The 17,230-nt window shown below is 67.6% G+C and carries 20 protein-coding genes and 1 pseudogene; 13 read left to right on the top strand and 8 right to left on the bottom strand.

Annotated features, from left to right (window positions below; all coding sequences use genetic code 11):
• Positions 1 to 172: 172 nt before the first annotated feature.
• Positions 173 to 904 (bottom strand): pyrimidine utilization protein B, encoded by a 732-nt coding sequence (gene rutB / locus ACYQOP_RS18920; protein ID WP_461223445.1) that lies wholly within the window; start codon positions 902 to 904, stop codon positions 173 to 175.
• Complete coding sequence (rutA, locus tag ACYQOP_RS18915; RefSeq protein ID WP_056425650.1) at positions 904 to 2,004, bottom strand: pyrimidine utilization protein A; 1,101 nt, start codon at positions 2,002 to 2,004, stop codon at positions 904 to 906. The genes rutB and rutA overlap by 1 nt, the downstream gene beginning before the upstream one ends.
• A gap of 343 nt (positions 2,005 to 2,347) precedes the next feature.
• On the opposite strand from rutA, the gene ACYQOP_RS18910 reads away from it, so the two are divergent.
• On the top strand, positions 2,348 to 2,707 hold the full coding sequence (locus tag ACYQOP_RS18910) for a c-type cytochrome (RefSeq protein ID WP_026175908.1): 360 nt from the start codon (positions 2,348 to 2,350) through the stop codon (positions 2,705 to 2,707).
• A 70-nt stretch (positions 2,708 to 2,777) separates the two neighbouring features.
• Here ACYQOP_RS18910 and rutR read toward each other — a convergent pair whose 3' ends face one another.
• Together rutR and puuE are read right to left on the bottom strand one after the other, a co-directional pair.
• Positions 2,778 to 3,419: an HTH-type transcriptional regulator RutR gene (gene rutR / locus ACYQOP_RS18905; protein ID WP_461223444.1), complete on the bottom strand. Its 642-nt coding sequence runs from the start codon at positions 3,417 to 3,419 to the stop codon at positions 2,778 to 2,780.
• A gap of 140 nt (positions 3,420 to 3,559) precedes the next feature.
• Positions 3,560 to 4,462: pseudogene (gene puuE / locus ACYQOP_RS18900) on the bottom strand (allantoinase PuuE); the annotation flags it as partial.
• A 589-nt stretch (positions 4,463 to 5,051) separates the two neighbouring features.
• Between puuE and ACYQOP_RS18895 the strand changes: the two are divergent.
• From ACYQOP_RS18895 to chrA, 9 genes are all read left to right on the top strand, one after another.
• Complete coding sequence (locus tag ACYQOP_RS18895) at positions 5,052 to 5,339, top strand: type II toxin-antitoxin system RelE/ParE family toxin (protein ID WP_461225386.1); 288 nt, start codon at positions 5,052 to 5,054, stop codon at positions 5,337 to 5,339.
• A gap of 11 nt (positions 5,340 to 5,350) precedes the next feature.
• Positions 5,351 to 5,641 (top strand): addiction module antidote protein, encoded by a 291-nt coding sequence (locus tag ACYQOP_RS18890; RefSeq protein WP_056149621.1) that lies wholly within the window; start codon positions 5,351 to 5,353, stop codon positions 5,639 to 5,641.
• 67 nt (positions 5,642 to 5,708) lie between these two features.
• Entirely contained in the window at positions 5,709 to 6,329 is a 621-nt protein-coding gene (locus ACYQOP_RS18885) for an urease subunit gamma (protein WP_056425642.1), read from the top strand.
• Positions 6,326 to 6,886 (top strand): HD domain-containing protein, encoded by a 561-nt coding sequence (locus ACYQOP_RS18880; protein ID WP_461223443.1) that lies wholly within the window; start codon positions 6,326 to 6,328, stop codon positions 6,884 to 6,886. Before ACYQOP_RS18885 ends, ACYQOP_RS18880 begins: the two co-directional genes overlap by 4 nt.
• Entirely contained in the window at positions 6,886 to 8,613 is a 1,728-nt protein-coding gene (gene ureC / locus ACYQOP_RS18875) for an urease subunit alpha (RefSeq protein WP_461223442.1), read from the top strand. Before ACYQOP_RS18880 ends, ureC begins: the two co-directional genes overlap by 1 nt.
• 8 nt (positions 8,614 to 8,621) lie before the next feature.
• On the top strand, positions 8,622 to 9,149 hold the full coding sequence (locus ACYQOP_RS18870) for an urease accessory protein UreE (protein ID WP_461225384.1): 528 nt from the start codon (positions 8,622 to 8,624) through the stop codon (positions 9,147 to 9,149).
• 94 nt (positions 9,150 to 9,243) lie between these two features.
• Positions 9,244 to 9,918 carry an urease accessory protein UreF gene (locus ACYQOP_RS18865; protein WP_461223441.1) on the top strand — a complete coding sequence of 225 codons (675 nt, stop codon included), beginning with the start codon at positions 9,244 to 9,246 and terminating at the stop codon, positions 9,916 to 9,918.
• Positions 9,919 to 9,929: 11 nt separating this feature from the next.
• Positions 9,930 to 10,559, top strand: a complete 630-nt coding sequence (ureG, locus tag ACYQOP_RS18860; RefSeq protein WP_056256188.1) for an urease accessory protein UreG — start codon at positions 9,930 to 9,932, stop codon at positions 10,557 to 10,559.
• A 197-nt stretch (positions 10,560 to 10,756) separates the two neighbouring features.
• Positions 10,757 to 11,971 carry a chromate efflux transporter gene (gene chrA, locus ACYQOP_RS18855; RefSeq protein ID WP_461223440.1) on the top strand — a complete coding sequence of 405 codons (1,215 nt, stop codon included), beginning with the start codon at positions 10,757 to 10,759 and terminating at the stop codon, positions 11,969 to 11,971.
• 61 nt (positions 11,972 to 12,032) lie between these two features.
• On the opposite strand, the gene ACYQOP_RS18850 is transcribed toward chrA, so the two are convergent.
• Positions 12,033 to 12,416 (bottom strand): hypothetical protein, encoded by a 384-nt coding sequence (locus ACYQOP_RS18850; RefSeq protein WP_461223439.1) that lies wholly within the window; start codon positions 12,414 to 12,416, stop codon positions 12,033 to 12,035.
• Positions 12,413 to 13,330: a hypothetical protein gene (locus tag ACYQOP_RS18845; RefSeq protein WP_056453735.1), complete on the bottom strand. Its 918-nt coding sequence runs from the start codon at positions 13,328 to 13,330 to the stop codon at positions 12,413 to 12,415. The genes ACYQOP_RS18850 and ACYQOP_RS18845 overlap by 4 nt, the downstream gene beginning before the upstream one ends.
• 265 nt (positions 13,331 to 13,595) lie before the next feature.
• Here ACYQOP_RS18845 and ACYQOP_RS18840 point away from each other — a divergent pair, with 265 nt between their 5' ends.
• The 3 genes from ACYQOP_RS18840 (at position 13,596) to ACYQOP_RS18830 (ending at position 15,442) form a co-directional block, all read left to right on the top strand.
• On the top strand, positions 13,596 to 14,183 hold the full coding sequence (locus ACYQOP_RS18840) for a nitroreductase family protein (RefSeq protein WP_461223438.1): 588 nt from the start codon (positions 13,596 to 13,598) through the stop codon (positions 14,181 to 14,183).
• 8 nt (positions 14,184 to 14,191) lie between these two features.
• Positions 14,192 to 14,803: a flavin reductase family protein gene (locus ACYQOP_RS18835; RefSeq protein ID WP_461223437.1), complete on the top strand. Its 612-nt coding sequence runs from the start codon at positions 14,192 to 14,194 to the stop codon at positions 14,801 to 14,803.
• Positions 14,804 to 14,983: 180 nt separating this feature from the next.
• Positions 14,984 to 15,442 carry a hypothetical protein gene (locus tag ACYQOP_RS18830; protein WP_461223436.1) on the top strand — a complete coding sequence of 153 codons (459 nt, stop codon included), beginning with the start codon at positions 14,984 to 14,986 and terminating at the stop codon, positions 15,440 to 15,442.
• A gap of 48 nt (positions 15,443 to 15,490) precedes the next feature.
• Here ACYQOP_RS18830 and ACYQOP_RS18825 read toward each other — a convergent pair whose 3' ends face one another.
• Together ACYQOP_RS18825 and ACYQOP_RS18820 are read right to left on the bottom strand one after the other, a co-directional pair.
• Positions 15,491 to 16,171: an aldolase/citrate lyase family protein gene (locus ACYQOP_RS18825; RefSeq protein WP_461223435.1), complete on the bottom strand. Its 681-nt coding sequence runs from the start codon at positions 16,169 to 16,171 to the stop codon at positions 15,491 to 15,493.
• Between the two features lie 52 nt (positions 16,172 to 16,223).
• Complete coding sequence (locus ACYQOP_RS18820; protein WP_461223434.1) at positions 16,224 to 17,141, bottom strand: LysR family transcriptional regulator; 918 nt, start codon at positions 17,139 to 17,141, stop codon at positions 16,224 to 16,226.
• Positions 17,142 to 17,230 lie beyond the last annotated feature (89 nt).

Raw genomic sequence — 17,230 nt, 5'->3', positions numbered from 1 at the left:
CCGTCTTCGTCGTCTGTGTCGTCTTGCCCACCCGTGACCTCATCTTGAGGTGCCCGCGTCAGCGGGCCTCGAAGGAGGCCTCCAGGCCCCTGGGAGCGAACTGAAAGCCTCCTTCGAGGCCTCCGCTACGCTGCGGCACCTCAAGATGAGGTCGAGGGCGCGAGGGAGGGTGTCACTCCGCCGCGGCGGCGTCCCGCTCGCCCAGGGCCGCCTCGAAGCTCGCGACATCCGAGACCCAGCCGAAGAAGGTCTCGATATTGGTGAGCGCGCCCGCCTGCAGGCTGTCCGGCCCCGCCTGATGCGTCGCGTCGGCGAGGACGATGCCGAAATATTCGAGGAAGAACCCGTCACGCAGAGTCGATTCCACGCAGACATTGGTGGCGATGCCGGTGAAGACCAGGGTGCGGATGCCGGCCGAGCGCAGCAGGCTGTCGAGCTGGGTGTTGTAGAAGCCGCTGTAGCGCGGCTTGCCCAGCACGATGTCGCCGGGCTCGGGGCTCAGCGCATCCACCAGGGCGTAGTCCCAGCTTCCCTTGGCGAGCAGCCGCTCGTTCATGTCGGGGCGGCTGCGCATGGTCTTGAGGGCGTTCGACTTGTGCCAGTTCGGCGAGCCCGGCCCTCCGGCCTCGACATAGTCCGGGTCCCAGCCGTTCTGGAACCAGACGATCCTGATCCCGGCCTTGCGGGCGGCAGCGACGGCCGTCGCGATCCGTCCGATCACCGGCCCGGTCGCCGAGACGTCGAACCCGGCGAGATCGAGATAACCGCCCTTCGTGGCATAGGCGTTCTGCATGTCGACGACGATGAGGGCCGTGGCCTCGGCAGCGAAGGCGATGGGTTCCGGCCGCGCGGGGAGGGTGATGCCGCCATGGCGTCCGGCTGCGTCGTGATAGCCGGCGATCATCACGCCACCTTCGCCATCGGCACCGCATCGGCGGTGACATGCGCCCGCGAGCGCATCAGCGGCTGGATGCGGGTGCCGTAGGCATCGAGCCCTTCGAGGAAATCGTCGAAGACCAGGAGCACGCCCTCGGTGCCGGGCACGGTGGCGACCTCGTCGAGCATGCGCGCCACCTCCGCGTAGGAGCCCACGAGGGTGCCCATGTTGATGTTCACCGCCGAGGTCGGGTCGGCCATCTGGCGCACGTTGGTGTCGGCCCCGGATTTTGTATCGGCCGCGCCCTGGACCCCGAGCCAGGCGATGGCCTCCTGATCCGCTCCCGCCTTGTAATGCTCCCAGGTGGCGCGGGCCTCCTCGTCGGTCTCGGCGGCGATGATCATGAACAGCACGTAGGAGGAGACGTCCCGGCCCGTCTCGGCCTTGGCGAGTTCCAGTCGCTCCACCGTGGGGGCGAAGGCTTTGGGCGTGTTCACGCCCTTGCCGAAGCAGAAATTGTAGTCGGCATATTTCGCCGTGAACGCCATGCCGGCGGCCGATTGGCCGGCGCAGATGATCTTCATCTCCGCCTGCGGCCGGGGCGAGAGCCGGCAATCGTCCATCTGGAAGAACTCGCCCTTGAGGTCGCAGGACCCCGTCTCCCACAAATCGCGCAGCACCTGGGCGTATTCGGAGAGGTATTCGTAGCGCCGCGAAAAGTACTCGTCGCCGGGCCACAGACCCATCTGCGAGTATTCAGGCCGCTGCCATCCCGTCACGAGGTTCAGCCCGAAGCGGCCGCCGGAGATGGAATCGATGGTGGAGGCCATCCGGGCGGTGATGGCGGGGGGCATGCACAGGGTGGCGGCGGTGGCGAAGAGCTTGATCCGGCTCGTCACGGCGGCGAGGCCCGCCATCAGCGTGAAGGATTCGAGGTTGTGGTCCCAGAACTCGGTCTTGCCGCCGAAGCCCCGCAGCTTGATCATCGACAGGGCGAAATCGAGCCCGTAGCCTTCGGCCTTGAGGACGACCTGCTTGTTCAGTTCGAAGCTCGGCTTGTATTGCGGCGCATTCTCCGACAGGAGCCAGCCGTTGTTGCCGATAGGAATGAAGACGCCGACATTCATGACAACCTCGCTGAGCTGGCAGAGATTGGACGATGGGATCCAATGCCGGTCAAGGTTGCGAACGGAGTGTACCGTGTTCGCCCCGTCCGATGGTGAACGGTAGCTGTTTGGACCATATGATCAAACTCTAAATCCAACAGATATAGGTGTTTGCCCAAACTCTCTCCGATTTGCCCGGTGGGGAGGCGGCGTCTGCTGAATTGCGGGGCGGATACGCGAATCTTCTCTTCCCATCCTCGTGACGTGACACGTTCTCGTGAGTCTTCCCTCTCGGACATTGCCTTCGGGAAGCATGCGGTCAGTAATCTGGAGGTATTCAAAACAACCACGGAGAGGAAACCCCATGCGGTACCCGATGCTCGGTGCTCTCGTCGCGATGCTGCTTCCGATGGCGGCCCATGCCGAGGGCGATGCTGCCGCCGGCGAGAAGGCGTTCGCGCCCTGCAAGGCCTGCCATGCCTTCGGCAAGAACGGCGTCGGCCCGGATCTGACGGGGGTTGTCGGACGCAAGGCGGCCTCCCTCGACGGGTATTCCTACTCGGCCCCGCTCAAGGCGTCCGGCCTCACCTGGGACGAGGCGAACCTGCACGAATGGCTGAAGAACCCGAAGGCCAAGGTGCCGGGGACGAAGATGGTGTTCGCCGGCTATCCCGACGACAAGAAGATCGATGACGTGATCGCGTATCTCGCCTCGAAGAAATAGGTTTTTCGGGGATCTCGCCGATGGGGCTCGCTTCCAGAGCGGGCTCCTGGACGCGAAATCCGCCGAGTGCCTATCGCAGGCCCAGCCCGGTGAGGATCAGGGCCTGCGTGCTCGCCACGGTGCTCTCGAAGAAGTCGGATTCGTCGAGGCTCCGGCCGGTGACCGCATCCACCTGGACCGCGAAATCGGCGTAGTGCTGGGTGATCGCCCAGATCGAAAAGATGAGGTGGTGCGGGTCGTGTGCACCGATGCGGCCCTGGTCGATCCAGCCGCGCAGGATCGCCGCTTTGCTTTCCACCAGCCCGCGCAGGGGGCCTTCGAGCTCGGCCCGCAGGAGCGGTGCGCCCTGGACGATCTCCAGGCAGAACAGCCGCGAGGCCTGCGGCGCATCCCGCGACAGGGTCAGCTTGGCGCGGATATAGGCCCGGATCGCGTCGGCGGGCTCGCTGTCCGCGTCGAAGGATTGCAGGGGATCGAGCCAGACGTCGAGGACGCGGCGCAGCACCGCCACGTAGAGCTCTTCCTTGGAGGGGAAGTAGTAGAGGAGGTTGGCCTTCGACAGGCCGGCCCGCTCGGCGAGCCGATCGACGCTCGCCCCGTGCAGGCCGAGCCCCGAGAACACCTCCAGTCCGGCATCGAGGATCGCCTCGCGCCGCGCCGCGCCGTCCTTGCGGCGACGGCGTTCGGGGGGCTTCTCGACGGTCGTTGGCACGGAGATGCGGTCCTGTCGGGTTTCGAAGAAGCGGCTGGGAACTCCACGGCCTCACGCGTTCCCCTCGTCCCGTCGGGGATACCGCTTCGAGGATGGAGTAGGAACGCCCGTTCCGTCCAGCGGGCGGGGGATCAGCCCGGCGGATGAGTGTTCATCCAATGCTCGGCGATATCGATCCGCCGCGCGACCCAGACGTCCTCATGGGCGGCGATATGGTCGAGGAAGCGGGCCAGCGCCGCGATCCGTCCCGGCCGCCCGACGAGGCGGCAATGCAGGCCCACCGACATCATCTTCGGCGCGGTCTCGCCCTCCGCGTAGAGCGCGTCGAACGTGTCGCGCAGGTAGGTGAAGAAGTGGTCGCCGGTGTTGAACCCCTGAAGGGCGACGCATTTCATGTCGTTGGCGTCCAGCGTGTAGGGCACCACGAGGCCGCGTCCGCTCGGCCCCTCGATCCAGTAGGGCAGGTCGTCGGCGTAGGAATCGGCGAGCCAGGTGAAGCCAGCCTCCACGCCGAGATCGAGGGTGTGGACCGAGGAACGGCCGGTGTACCAGCCCAGCGGCCGCTCGCCGGTGATCTCCGTGTGGATGCGGATCGCCTCGTCCATATGCGCCTTCTCCTCCTCGCGGGTGAAGTCGCGGTAGTCGATCCATTTCAGGCCGTGGCAGGCGATCTCCCAATCGGCCTCCTTCATGGCCGCGGCGATATCGGGATGGCGGGCGAGCGCCGTGGCGACGCTGAACACGGTGACGGGAACGTTCCGCGCCTGCAACAGCCGCCAGATCCGCCAGAAGCCCGCACGCGAGCCGTATTCGAACATCGATTCCATGTTCATGTGCCGCTGGCCCGGCCAGGGTTGGGCGCCGACGATCTCCGACAGGAACGCCTCCGAGGCAGCATCGCCATGCAGGATGCAGTTCTCGCCGCCCTCCTCGTAGTTGAGCACGATCTGCACCGCGATCCGCGCGCCGTTCGGCCAGCGCGGATGGGGCGGGTTGCGGCCGTAGCCGACGAGGTCGCGGGGATAGGTCACGGGGCCTGCCATGGGTGTCTTCGAGATTTGACGACGCCCCCGCATTCGACGCCGGAGCGAGGAGGCTGCGCAAGCCCCGGTACCAGGGCTTCGTATCGAGGTCGACGCAACTGTGAACGATGAGAGCATGAGCCGCTGCGTCTTTCCGCGGCCGCGGAGCGGAGCCCGGAATCCAGAACCGCTGCGAGTGCTGAATGTGGCCTTTGGGACTAAGCTCGCTTTTAGCGACTTGAAATGATGAAGAAGCTCGCTCGGAATCGAAATGACCGCCGCTAACCTTCGCGGCCTTGACCACGATACATCAGGTCGTTGACCCGTCGGGCAATCCGTGCGATTTGACCAGTATCGCGAGACGTATGAGTAGCACGCTCATCCTCGGGCATACCCCAAATCATCTAAGAACGACGCGCCCTTGCATCGCATGGGTCGAACAGGCGCGTCCAATCTCCTTTGCCGTGGTAGATCCACCCGAAGTTTTCAGGCCGTTCCTCATCCGAGGGCGGCCTTTTGCGTGTCCGAGGACCGACATATGCCTGCTCATCACAAATTCTCACTATCCACTGATTGCAAATCCGTAGCCTATGGGCTACGTGTTCTCGATATGGAGATTCGCCGCACCAACGAATTCGACCGTTGGCTGAAGGGGCTTCGCGATGTGCGCGCAAAGTCACGGATCGCGTTGCGCCTCGACCGTCTGGCCCAAGGCAATTCCGGCGATATCAAGCCTGTCGGCGAGGGAGTCAGCGAACTAAGGATCGATTATGGACCAGGCTATCGGATCTATGTCGTTCGTAGAGGCGAGGCTCTCGTTATCCTGCTGTGCGGTGGCGACAAGGGAGACCAGGTTCGCGACATCGCTCGGGCTAAGATGATCGCGCGGACTGTATGAGGGATCGAGTGATGACCACGACCCAGCCCTATGACTCGGCGGATTATCTCGACACAGATGAAGCTGTGGCCGAGTATCTGGCCGCCGCGTTCGAGGAGGGAGACGCCGCCCTCCTGCGGCATGCGCTCGGCGTCGCCGCGCGCGCTCATGGCATGACCCAGATCGCCAGAGAGACGGGTCTCTCCCGCGAGAGCCTGTACCGGGCCTTGTCCGACGAGGGCAATCCGAGCCTCGATACGACCATGCGCGTCTTGAAAGCCCTCAACCTGCGCTTGACGACGACGGTGGTCCCGGCGCCCTAGGAACCGGCCCGCGCATGGTCCTTGCCTGCCGACCGTCGCACCCCGCGACCAACACCCGAGGTTTCCCGTGCTCCTGACCCCGCGCGAAAAGGACAAGCTCCTGGTCGCCATGGCCGCCCAGGTCGCCCGCAACCGGCTCGCCCGCGGCGTCAAGCTGAACTATCCCGAAGCGATTGCGCTCATCACGGATGCCGTGGTGGAGGGCGCGCGGGATGGCCGCTCGGTCTCCGAACTGATGCAGGCGGGCGCCCATGTCCTCACCGCCGACCAGGTGATGGAGGGCATCGCCGAGATGATCCACGACATCCAGGTGGAGGCGACCTTTCCCGACGGGACCAAGCTCGTCACCGTCCACCACCCGATCCGCGGCGCGCCCTCGTCGGATGTGCCGGGCATTGTGACGACGCTTCCGGGCGAGATCGTCTTCAACGACGGCGCCCCGCGCACCCTGCTCACCGTGGCCAATGTCGGCGACCGGCCGATCCAGGTGGGCTCGCATTACCATTTCTACGAGGTGAATCCGGGCCTCACCTTCGAGCGCGAGAAGGCGAGGGGCCAGCGCCTCGACATCGCGCCGGGCACGGCGGTGCGGTTCGAGCCGGGCGCCACACGGGAGGTCTCCCTGGTGCCGCTGCTCGGTGCCCGGACGGTCTACGGATTCCGCGGTGACGTGATGGGGTCCCTATGACCGACGAGACATCCCGCCTGCGCGATGGCATCCTCCTCGTCACCCGTGCCGCCGAGTTCGCCGCGCGGCGTCACGTGGGACAGACCCGGAAGGGCGCGGCGCGCGAGCCTTACGTGAACCACCTCGCCGAGGTGGCCTCGCTCCTGGCCGCGACGGCCGAAGCGCCCGATGCCGATCTGGTGGCGGCGGGCTGGCTCCACGACACGGTGGAGGATACCGGGACGAGCCGCGAGGAGATCGAGCAATTGTTCGGTCGGCGCGTCGCCGAACTCGTGGCCGAGGTCACCGACGACAAGTCGCTGCCCAAGGCCGAGCGCAAGCGGCTCCAGGTCGAGCAGGCGCCGCACAAGTCGCCCGGCGCCCGCACCCTCAAGATCGCGGACAAGATCAGCAACCTGCATTCGCTCGTGGCGAGCCCCCCGGACGATTGGAGCGCGGAGCGCGTGGCGAACTACATCGATTGGGCGAAAGAAGTCGTTGCCGGCTGTCGCGGCGTCAACGCGGCGCTGGACGCTCTGTTCGACCGCGCCGTCGCAGAGGCACGAGAGGCCGCCTGATGTCCAACACACCCCGCCCCGCCTCCCTCGCCCGCTCGGCCTATGCCGACATGTTCGGCCCCACCACGGGTGATAAAATCCGTCTCGCCGACACCTCCCTCGTCATCGAGGTGGAGCGCGACCACACCACCTATGGCGAGGAGGTGAAGTTCGGCGGCGGCAAGGTCATCCGCGACGGGATGGGGCAGTCGCAGGTGACGAATGCCGATGGCGCGGTGGACACCGTCATCACCAATGCCGTGGTCCTCGACCATTGGGGCGTGGTGAAATGCGATGTCGGCATCGTGAAGGGGCGGATCTTCAAGCTCGGCAAGGCCGGCAACCCGGACATCCAGCCCGGCGTCGACATCATCGTCGGCCCCGGCACCGAAGTGATCGCCGGCGAAGGCAAGATCCTCACGGCCGGCGGGTTCGACAGCCACATCCACTACATCTGCCCGCAGCAGATCGAGGAGGCCCTGTGCTCGGGCGTCACCACCATGCTCGGCGGCGGCACCGGCCCGGCGCACGGCACCTTCGCCACCACCTGCACCCCCGGCCCCTGGCATCTCGCCCGGATGATCGAGGCGGCGGATAGCTTCCCCATGAACCTCGCCTTCGCCGGCAAGGGAAACGCCTCGCGGCCCGAGAGCCTCGTCGAGATGGTCCGCGCCGGCGCCTGCGCCCTGAAGCTCCACGAGGATTGGGGCACCACGCCCCAGGCCATCGACACCTGCCTCACGGTGGCCGACCTGCATGACGTGCAGGTGATGATCCATTCCGACACGCTCAACGAATCCGGCTTCGTCGAGGACACGATCCGCGCCTTCGCGGGGCGGACCATCCATGCCTTCCACACGGAAGGGGCGGGGGGCGGCCACGCGCCGGACATCATGAAGGTGGCGGGGCTGATGAACGTGCTTCCGTCCTCCACCAACCCGACGCGGCCGTACACGAAGAACACCATCGACGAGCATCTCGACATGCTCATGGTCTGCCACCACCTCGACCCGGCGATTCCCGAGGATCTCGCCTTCGCCGAGAGCCGCATCCGCAAGGAGACCATCGCGGCCGAGGACATCCTGCACGATATCGGTGCGCTCTCGATGATGTCGTCGGACAGCCAGGCCATGGGCCGGGTCGGCGAGGTCGTCATCCGGACCTGGCAGACGGCGGACAAGATGAAGCGCCAGCGCGGGAGCCTGCCGGGCGACGCCTCCGGCAACGACAACCTGCGCGCCCGCCGCTACATCGCGAAATACACGATCAATCCGGCCATCGCGCATGGCGTCTCGGCCCATGTCGGCTCGGTGGAGGCGGGCAAGCTCGCCGATCTCGTGCTGTGGACCCCAGCCTTCTTCGGGGTGAAGCCCGACCTTGTCATCAAGGGCGGCATGATCGCCACTGCGCCGATGGGCGACCCCAACGCCTCGATCCCCACGCCCCAGCCGGTGCATTACCGCCCGATGTTCGGGGCGATCGGCCGGTCGCCCTTCGCCACCGCGCTCACCTTCGTCTCGAAGGCCGCCATCGAGGACGGGCTCGGCGAGAGGCTCGGGGTGCAGAAGCGGCTCATCGCCGTGGAGAACGTGCGCGGCGGCATTTCGAAGAAGAGCATGATCCTCAACGACGCCACGCCGGACATCGAGATCGACGCGGAGACCTACGACGTGCGCGCCGATGGCGAGCTCCTGGTCTGCGAACCGGCCGAGGTGCTGCCGATGGCCCAGCGGTATTTCCTGTTTTGAGCTCTTCCCTGATCCGCGCCACGAAAGTGATCCGCCGAGACGCGCTCTCGGGCGAGATCGTCGACCGCATCGTCCTCGACCATGGCGACCGGCATCGCCGCCGCATGGCCATGCGCGGGGTCGGCGGACTGTCCTTCCTGCTCGACCTGCCCGAGCCGACGGTCCTCGACGACGGTGACGCCCTGGTGCTGCAGGATGGCCGCCTCGTCTGGGTCGAGGCGGCGCCCGAGCGGCTGCTGGAGATCCGGGCCGCCGACGATCTCGCCCTCAAGCGCCTGATCTGGCACATCGGCAACCGGCACATCCCGGCCGAAATCGGCGCGGACGCGGTCCATATCGCCTACGACCACGTGCTGGCCGAGATGGTGCGGGGCTTAGGGGGAACGGCCGAGCCGGTGGAGCGTCCGTTCCGGCCCGAGGGCGGGGCCTATGCCGGCGAGGCTGCCGGGCACCACCACGGGCATGGCCATGCCCACGAACATGCTCACGATCATCCTCATCCTCATCCGCACAGCCACGGCACGGTGTCCGGTTGAGCCTCGTCCTCTGCCCCCATCCTCTGCCCCATGGGCCGCTGGCGGTTCGGGCTTCCGGGGAAGGGCGCCCGGTACGATGAGGGGCGAACCCTCGATGATCGACACCGTTCGGCTCATGGCCTGGCTCTCGCCGGGCTATCCGGTCGGGGCCTATGCGTATTCGCATGGGCTCGAATGGGCCGTGGAATGCGGCGATGTCGGCGGCGAGGCCTCGCTGCTCGCATGGCTCGGCGACGTGCTCGAACGGGGCGCGGTGCGAAACGACCTGATTCTTCTGGCCCATGCCCATGCCGCCGCCGAGGCGGGGGACGTCCCGGTGCTGATGGAGGTCAACGACCTCGCCGTCGCCCTCGCGCCCACGCGCGAACTCCACCTCGAGACGACCCAGCAAGGCCGCAGCTTCGTTGACGCCACCCGCGCCGCCTGGGGAAGCGCGGATCTCGACCGGTTGAGCGAGGCGCTGCCCGGCGAGGTGGCCTACCCGGTGGCGGTCGGGCTCTCGGCCGGCGCCCATCGCATGGCGCTCGCCCCGGTGCTCGCCGGGTTCGGCCTCGCCTTCCTGCAGAACCTCGTTTCGGCGGCGCTGCGCTGCGCGCCCATCGGCCAGAGCGCCGGCACGCGGGTGATCGCGTCCCTCACCCCTCGGGTGGCGGGTTTGGCCGCAACCATCCCGCCCCTGAGCCTGGACGAGATCGGCAGCGCGACACTGCGCCTCGATCTCGGCTCGGCCCGGCACGAGACCCAGTATTCTCGGATCTTCCGCTCGTGAAAGACCCCGTCATGACCTCACTGAACGGCCACTCACCGAACGGCCCCTTGCGCGTCGGCATCGGCGGCCCTGTCGGCTCCGGCAAGACCGCCCTGATGGAACAGCTCTGCAAGCGCTTCCGCGATCGCTTCGAGATCTGCGCCATCACCAACGACATCTACACCAAGGAGGATGCCCGTATCCTCACCGTGGCCGGCGCCTTGCCCGAGGAGCGGATCATGGGCGTCGAGACCGGCGGCTGCCCGCATACGGCGATCCGCGAGGACGCCTCGATCAACCTCGCGGCGGTGGCCGAGATGCGCCGACGCTTCCCGAAGCTCGACCTGATCCTGATCGAATCCGGCGGCGACAACCTCGCGGCGACCTTCTCGCCGGAACTCGCCGACCTCACCCTCTACGTCATCGATGTCGCCGGCGGCGAGAAGATCCCACGCAAGGGCGGCCCCGGCATCACCCGGTCCGATCTCCTCATCGTCAACAAGACCGACCTCGCCCCCATGGTCGGCGCCGATCTCGGGGTGATGGAGGCGGATACCCGGCGCATGCGGGGCACGCGGCCCTACGTGTTCTCCTCCCTGCGCGAGGGGCACGGCGCCGACACGGTGGCCCGCTTCATCGTCGAGGCCGGCGGACTGGGATAGGTTCCGGGAGTCATCCCACCCACGACCTCATCCTGAGGCGGCGCAGCGCAGCGGAGCCCTCGAAGGAGGTGTCCAGGGAGCGCCAGTCAGGCTGGAGCCCTTCTTCGAGGCCGCTTCGCGGCACCTCAGGATGAGGAATTCGGGTAGGAAGACGTCGTGGGAGCGAGCCCGCCCCCGTCCCCTCGAGGTCCTCCCACGTGACGACACCCCTTTTCGCCCGCGAGGGTTCCGTGCGGGAAGTCTTCCTCGCCTTCCTCAAGCTCGGGCTCACCGCCTTTGGCGGCCCGATCGCCCATCTCGGCTACTTTCGCGAGGAGTTCGTGCACCGTCGGCGCTGGCTCGACGAGGCGGCCTATGCGGATCTCGTGGCCCTGTGCCAGTTCCTGCCCGGCCCGGCATCGAGCCAGGTCGGGTTTTCCCTCGGCCTGATGCGGGGAGGGGGATTGGCCGGTGGGTTGGCGGCCTGGTCCGCCTTCACCCTGCCCTCGGCGCTCCTTCTCGTGGCCTTCGCCTATGGCGCCGGTGCCCTCGGCGGCCCGGTCGGATCGGGCATCGTCCACGGGCTGAAGCTCGTCGCCGTGGCGGTGGTGGCGCAGGCGGTCTGGGGCATGGGCCGCAGCCTCGCGCCCGATGTCACCCGCGCGTCCATCGCCTTTTCCGCTCTCTGCCTCGTCACGGCACTCGCTGGATCGGCGGGGCAGGTCGTTGCCATCGCGGCGGGAGCCATGGCCGGCCTCGTCCTGTGCCGGCAGGCGGCCGGAGTGCCGGGCCAGCCGCTCCGCTTCCCGGTCTCGCGCCGGGCCGGCAGTCTCGCACTCCTCCTGTTCGGCCTGCTCCTCGTTCTACCTTCGCTCCTGGCCGAAGTTCTGGCCTCGCAGGGGCTCGCCATGTTCGATGCGTTCTACCGCGCGGGCGCCCTCGTCTTCGGCGGAGGCCATGTGGTGCTGCCGCTCCTGCGCACGGCTCTGGTCGAGACCGGCTGGATCGGCCCGGATGCATTCCTGGCCGGCTACGGCGCGGCCCAGGCCGTGCCGGGGCCGCTTTTCACCGTCGCGGCCTATCTCGGCGCTGTCCTCGGGCCTGAGCCGAACGGTCCGGCCGGGGCCGTCATCGCCCTGGTTGCGGTCTTCCTGCCGGGCCTGCTCCTGGTCTACGGCGCGCTGCCGTTCTGGGATGCGTTCCGCGCGAAGCCTTTGGCGCAGGCGGCCATGCGGGGCGCCAACGCGGCAGTGGTCGGGATCCTCGCCGCTGCCCTCTACGATCCGCTCTGGACAGGCGCCGTCCTCGGCCCGCGTGATTTCGCCCTCGCCGCCGGCGCGTTCCTGCTCCTGACGATCGGCGCGGCCCCGCCTTGGATCGTCGTCGTGCTGACAGCCGCCTCGGGGGCCGGCTTCGCGGTTCTCGGAGGCTGAGGCCCCCTCAGTCCCATCCGGTCGATTCAGGAGGGGGCCGTAGGATGGAGCCTGGAAAAAGTCATCCCTCGCAATTCGCGGCGAGCAGCGCCAGAATGCGCTGGAAACCCTGATACTGCGCCATGCTGGACGGGTGCCGGATTTCAGCCGCATCGGGGAGGATGCCGGCAAATCCCGATCCGGTATCGGCGACGAAGGGGCGCGGGCCGACATGGACGCCCATCCGGTTGGTCACGTCGACCTCGCCGCAGACGGCGCCCGCCTTGCCCGGTCGCAGCCGGGAATAGCGTGCCTCGGCCGGGCTCTTGAGCCCCTTGCCCAGCAGCGCCGTCGTGGCGGCGGTGACCTCCGCTCCCACCGTCGCGTCGGATCCGTCGGTGATGGTCTGCGCCGTGGCGGGCACGGCGGCGAGAAGGACGACGGACACGCAGACGGTCCGGATCATGACGCCTTCGCCACCACTTCGATGTCGCGGTCCATCCCGCTCTCGACCTTGAACTCGCGGGTGTAGACCTGCCCGTCATGGCGGGCGATGAGAACGTAGTCTCCCTCGGCCAGGGTCACCTGCGGGAAGGCGCCGATCGCTTCGCGGATCGTGTCGCCGCCCGGCGTCAGGACGCTGAAGGCGGTGCCGGCGAAGGCCTCTGCCCCGGGCGCGGCCACGAGCTTGAGGGTCACCGTGGCGGCCCGGTGGTTGAGGGTGGCGTCGGTGACCTTGCCGTTCTCCACCTTGAGGTCGGCACGCTGGATCGCGTTCGATTCCCCATAGTTCGAGACCACGTGGTAGGTCCCCTCCGGCAGGCGGATCAACTCGCCCGCCTTGACGCCGCTGCGCACGAGGCGCCCTTCCGAATTGGTGCCGATGGGCACGAAGACCGAAAAGGCGAGTTCGGCGGGGGCGATCTTCATGTCGCCGATGGCACCAGAGAGCTTGAGCGCCCCCGCGGTGATCGTCAGGCGGTCGCTGAGTGCCGCGCCCGCCATGGTGATGCGCTTCGAGGCGCTGGCGAAGCCGTAGGTGACGGTGGCGACGTAGGTGCCGGGTGCCAGGGTGAAGCTCGGATCCGCCGCCTCGGACCGCGCGACGATGTTCGGCCGCACCCCGTCGGACCGGTCCTCGTAGATGCGCCAGGCGAGGCCGGACCGTACAGGCTGGTTGCTGCCCGCGAACAGGGCGGTGAGGGCGAGCGGTGCCTCGCCCTCGACAGGTGGGCTCGGCAATTGCGGTCCCGTGATCGAGGGGGAGGGCAGGGCCGGACCGTTGCGACCGCCGAACGGGTCGCGCTCCTGCGCCTGCGTCGGAAACGCCGCCATCGCCATGGCTCCCGTCACCGCGAGCGCGCGCATTACCGGTCCCATCCGCTATCTCCTTCACGGCGCCACCATGCACGGGGCCGCCATGCATGTCGGCGATTGCCAAGCTGCGGACCGCACGGCATGTTTTCGCGCCCGGCGCTCTCCCGCCGAGAGCGACGGCCCGCTTTGGAACCGGACCGTGGCGGCTCCAAGGCCAAAGCCCTTCGAGGTCGAGGCTCGTTCCGAGGCAATAACTCCTTCCGGGGCCGAAGCTCTTCGCCTGGGCTTGGATTTCCGCCGCTTCCCTTCTTCGCGCCGAACAGGTTCCATGGACAGCACATCCGACACTTTCCGGAACGACACGATCGACCTCCTTCGCGTCCGCCGTTCGGTTCCGCCGGTCAATCTCGATGGGCCGGGTCCGAGCACCGAGGAGCTCGATGCGATTCTCACCATCGCGTCCCGCGTACCGGACCACGGCAAGCTCAGCCCCTGGCGCTTCCTGGTGATCGAGGGCGATGCCCGCCTGCGCGTGGGTGAGACCATCGCGGAGGCCTATGCGGCGGACCACCCGGAGGCCGATCCGAAGCGCCTCGATCTGGAGCGCCACCGCCTCGCCCACGCCCCCCTCGTGGTCGCGGTCGTCTCCAGCGCCGCCCCCCATGTGAAGATCCCGGAATGGGAGCAGGTGCTGTCGGCCGGTGCCGTGTGCATGAACCTCGTCGTCGCGGCCAATGCCGCGGGCTTCGCCACTGCCTGGCTGACCGAGTGGTTCGCCTATGACCGCCGCATTCTCGACGTCCTCGGCCTCGATCCGCGCGAGAAACTCGCGGGCTTCATCCATCTCGGCCGTGCCCGCGAGGTTCCGGGCGATCGCCCGAGACCGGCCCTGGCCGACATCGTCACCCGGATCTGAGCCGCGCCATGCATTACGATTCCGAGAACCGCACCCTGCCGCACAACCCGCTGAAGGCCCTGGTCGCCCCCCGGCCCATCGGCTGGATCAGCGCGATGAACAAGCAGGGGCAGGTCAACCTCTCCCCCTATTCCTACTTCAACGCCGTCGCTACCGGCCCCGACATGGTGATGTTCTCGTCCTCAGGCCGAAAGGATGCGATGACCTTCGCGGAGGAGGGCGGGGAGTTCGTCTGCAACTTCGCCACCTACGATCTGCGCGACGCCATGAATGCCACCTCGGCCCCCCTCGCCCGGGGCGACAGCGAGTTCGTGGCGGCCGGGCTGACTCCGGTGCCATCGCGCAAGGTGCGTCCGCCACGGGTCGCCGAGTCCCCCGCCGCCTTGGAATGCCGGTGGCTCCAGACCGTGCCCCTGACACCTCTCGACGGCAGCGAAGCCAACCACTTCCTAGTGATCGGGCAGGTTGTGTCGATCTATGTCGACGATGCCTTCATCAAGGACGGCCGGGTCGATACCGGCGCCATGCATCCTCTCATGCGGGGAGGATATTTCGATTATTTCAGTGTTACCGACGACGCGCGTTTCGAGTTGAAGCGTCCGCCCGGAGCAGGTCAGTAGCCTCGGTTCGGCCAGTCTCCCACCAACGGCGCAAGCTGAGCCATGACGAGAGTGGCCGGGGTCTGCTTCGTGTCAAAGTGGGAACCAAGATGAGGGGCAAAGCCTTAATGGGCCGAGCCGTCGTTCGGCGACTCCTTTCCGCGAAACGCCTGAGGGGGCGCTCGCACAGGTAGTCCTATCATGTTCCTCAAGTTCACCGCACCGCTTCTGCTGGCCGCTACTCTCGCGACGCCGGCTCTGGCGCAAACGACGACCCGGCCGCCCACCATGCTGATCCATGGCAATTACTGCGGGCCCGGCAACAATGCCCCACTCCCGCCCATCGACGCCCTCGATGCGGCCTGTGCCCGGCACGACGCCTGCACGCCGGATGGCGGGCTGCCCAGCAAGGCCTGCAACCTGCGCCTTCAGCGCGAGGCCGAAGTCATCTCCCGGAGCCCGCGCCAGCCGGACGACATCCGCTCCCTCGCCGGTCTGATCTCGGTGGGCGCTTCGATGATGCTGGCGGATACGGGCTCACGCTCCACCCCCGACGTAACGGCCGTCCCCGTCAGCCACGACATCGTCTCGCCCGAAGCGCAGCGTGCTCCGACCGCTCGGACCCTGCCGGCGGATGAGGACGGCGAAGCCGCCGAATAGGCTGGCCCCGACGCGCCTGAACGATGAAGCGCCTTCTTGCCGGCACCGTCATCTCTCCGTGGACGGTGCCGGGGCGCGACCGCCGAAAGCGGTGACGAATCCGGCCTGATCCGGTTCGAGAACGAGCTTCGCTTCGAATCCATCGCTCCACGCAGCATCGACCTCGTCTGCGAAGTCGCCCCACGGCGGGCATGCCGCGTCGATCGCGGCGACCCTCGCTGCGGCGGCGGCGAGACGAATGAGGGAGCGGACCTGAGCGAGGGGCGGTCTCAGCGCGCCGCCGCGATCACGGGTGGTGAGCGCCCCGATCTCGGCCCTGATGGCCTCGGCGTCCCAGGCGATACCGGCGAGACGCCCACTCGCATCCGCGAGGGTATGCGAGGTCAGGGCGCCTCGGGCCGTCTCGATGAGAGGGAGGATCTGCGTCGACCCGTCGGCCAACCCATGTATCGCTTCATCGACGGCGAGCCGCGCACCGAGGCGCATGACGTCGCGGACGCCTTCGCAGCGGGACAGCACGATGCCGTGCGGCGCCATGGCCATCATCGCCGGGAGGTCACGTTCCAGTTCCCCCGAGCGTAGGTAGATCAGCGGTGCGCTCTGCTTGCGGTCGAGGAAGTAATCCGGCGATGAGAGACCGGTGACATCCACGATCAGCGCATGCGCGCCGCTCGCTATCGCCGTCGCGATGGCCCCTGAATCCCCAGGGACGATCAGGAATGCGCGCATGACGGCCTCTCCCGTATTCCGGCGCGGGACGTCCGATCGCTGCCGATCACCTTCATGAAACCGGTCCCTGGCTACGGCCCATGCGCTCGGCGAGGAAATCCACCAGGACCCGGATGCGGGCGGGCATGGCCGGCCCGCCGACGAACACCGCATGGATCGCCTCGCGGTCCTGGGGATTGTACGCCTCCAGAAGCGGCACGAGGCGGCCCGCCGCGAGATCCTCCGAGATATGGAAGGTGCCGACACGGGTGACGCCGATGCCCTGCAGGGCGAGTTGCACCAGGGTCTCGCCATTATTCGCCGCGATGTTGCCGCGCACCGCCAGGAGGTGGTCGCGCCCGTCTTCGCGGAACGGCCAGCCCGGCTCGATCCGGCGGAAGTTGAAGTCGAGGCAATTATGGCCGGCTAGATCCCCCGGAACCCGTGGCGTGCCGGCCCGGGCGAGATAGGCGGGTGAGGCCACGACCATTCGCCCGGTCTCGCCGAGGCGCCGGGCGGTAAGGGGGCTGTCGGCCAGCGGCCCGAACCGGATCGCGAGATCGGTCCGCCCGCCGCTCACATCGGCGATCTCGTCGCTGAGGTCGATCTCCACCACGATCCCCGGATGGCGGGCGACGAAATCGCCGATGAGGGGAACCACCACACGCCTGCCATGGGCCATCGAAGCGCTGACGCGGACCCGGCCGCGCGGGCAGCCCTGGTCGGCGATCTGTGCTTCGGTCTCGTCGAGATCGGCGAGGATCCGCCGCGCCGCCCGGGCATAGGTCTCGCCCTCGGCGGTGAGGTGCAGGGAGCGTGTGGTACGCACGAGGAGCCGGACGCCGAGCCGGGATTCGATGCGTGCCACCACCCGGCTCACGGCCGAGGGGGTGAGGCCGAACCGGCGCGCGGCCGCCGACAGGCTACCCTCCTGAGCCACGGCGAGGAAGACCGCCATGTCTCCGGCCCGGTCGACCTTGTCGCGCAGCATTGATGCCTCCGGCGCACGGATGTTGGTCCCAGCACGATACTACCAGGGAGAAGCGGTATCCGCCATGTGCTGTTCCGGAACAGACGGAA

The organism is Methylobacterium sp. CM6247 (assembly GCF_054817925.1).
The sequence above is the reverse complement of the archived record's forward strand: the minus strand, read 5'-3'. Positions and strand labels throughout refer to the sequence as shown.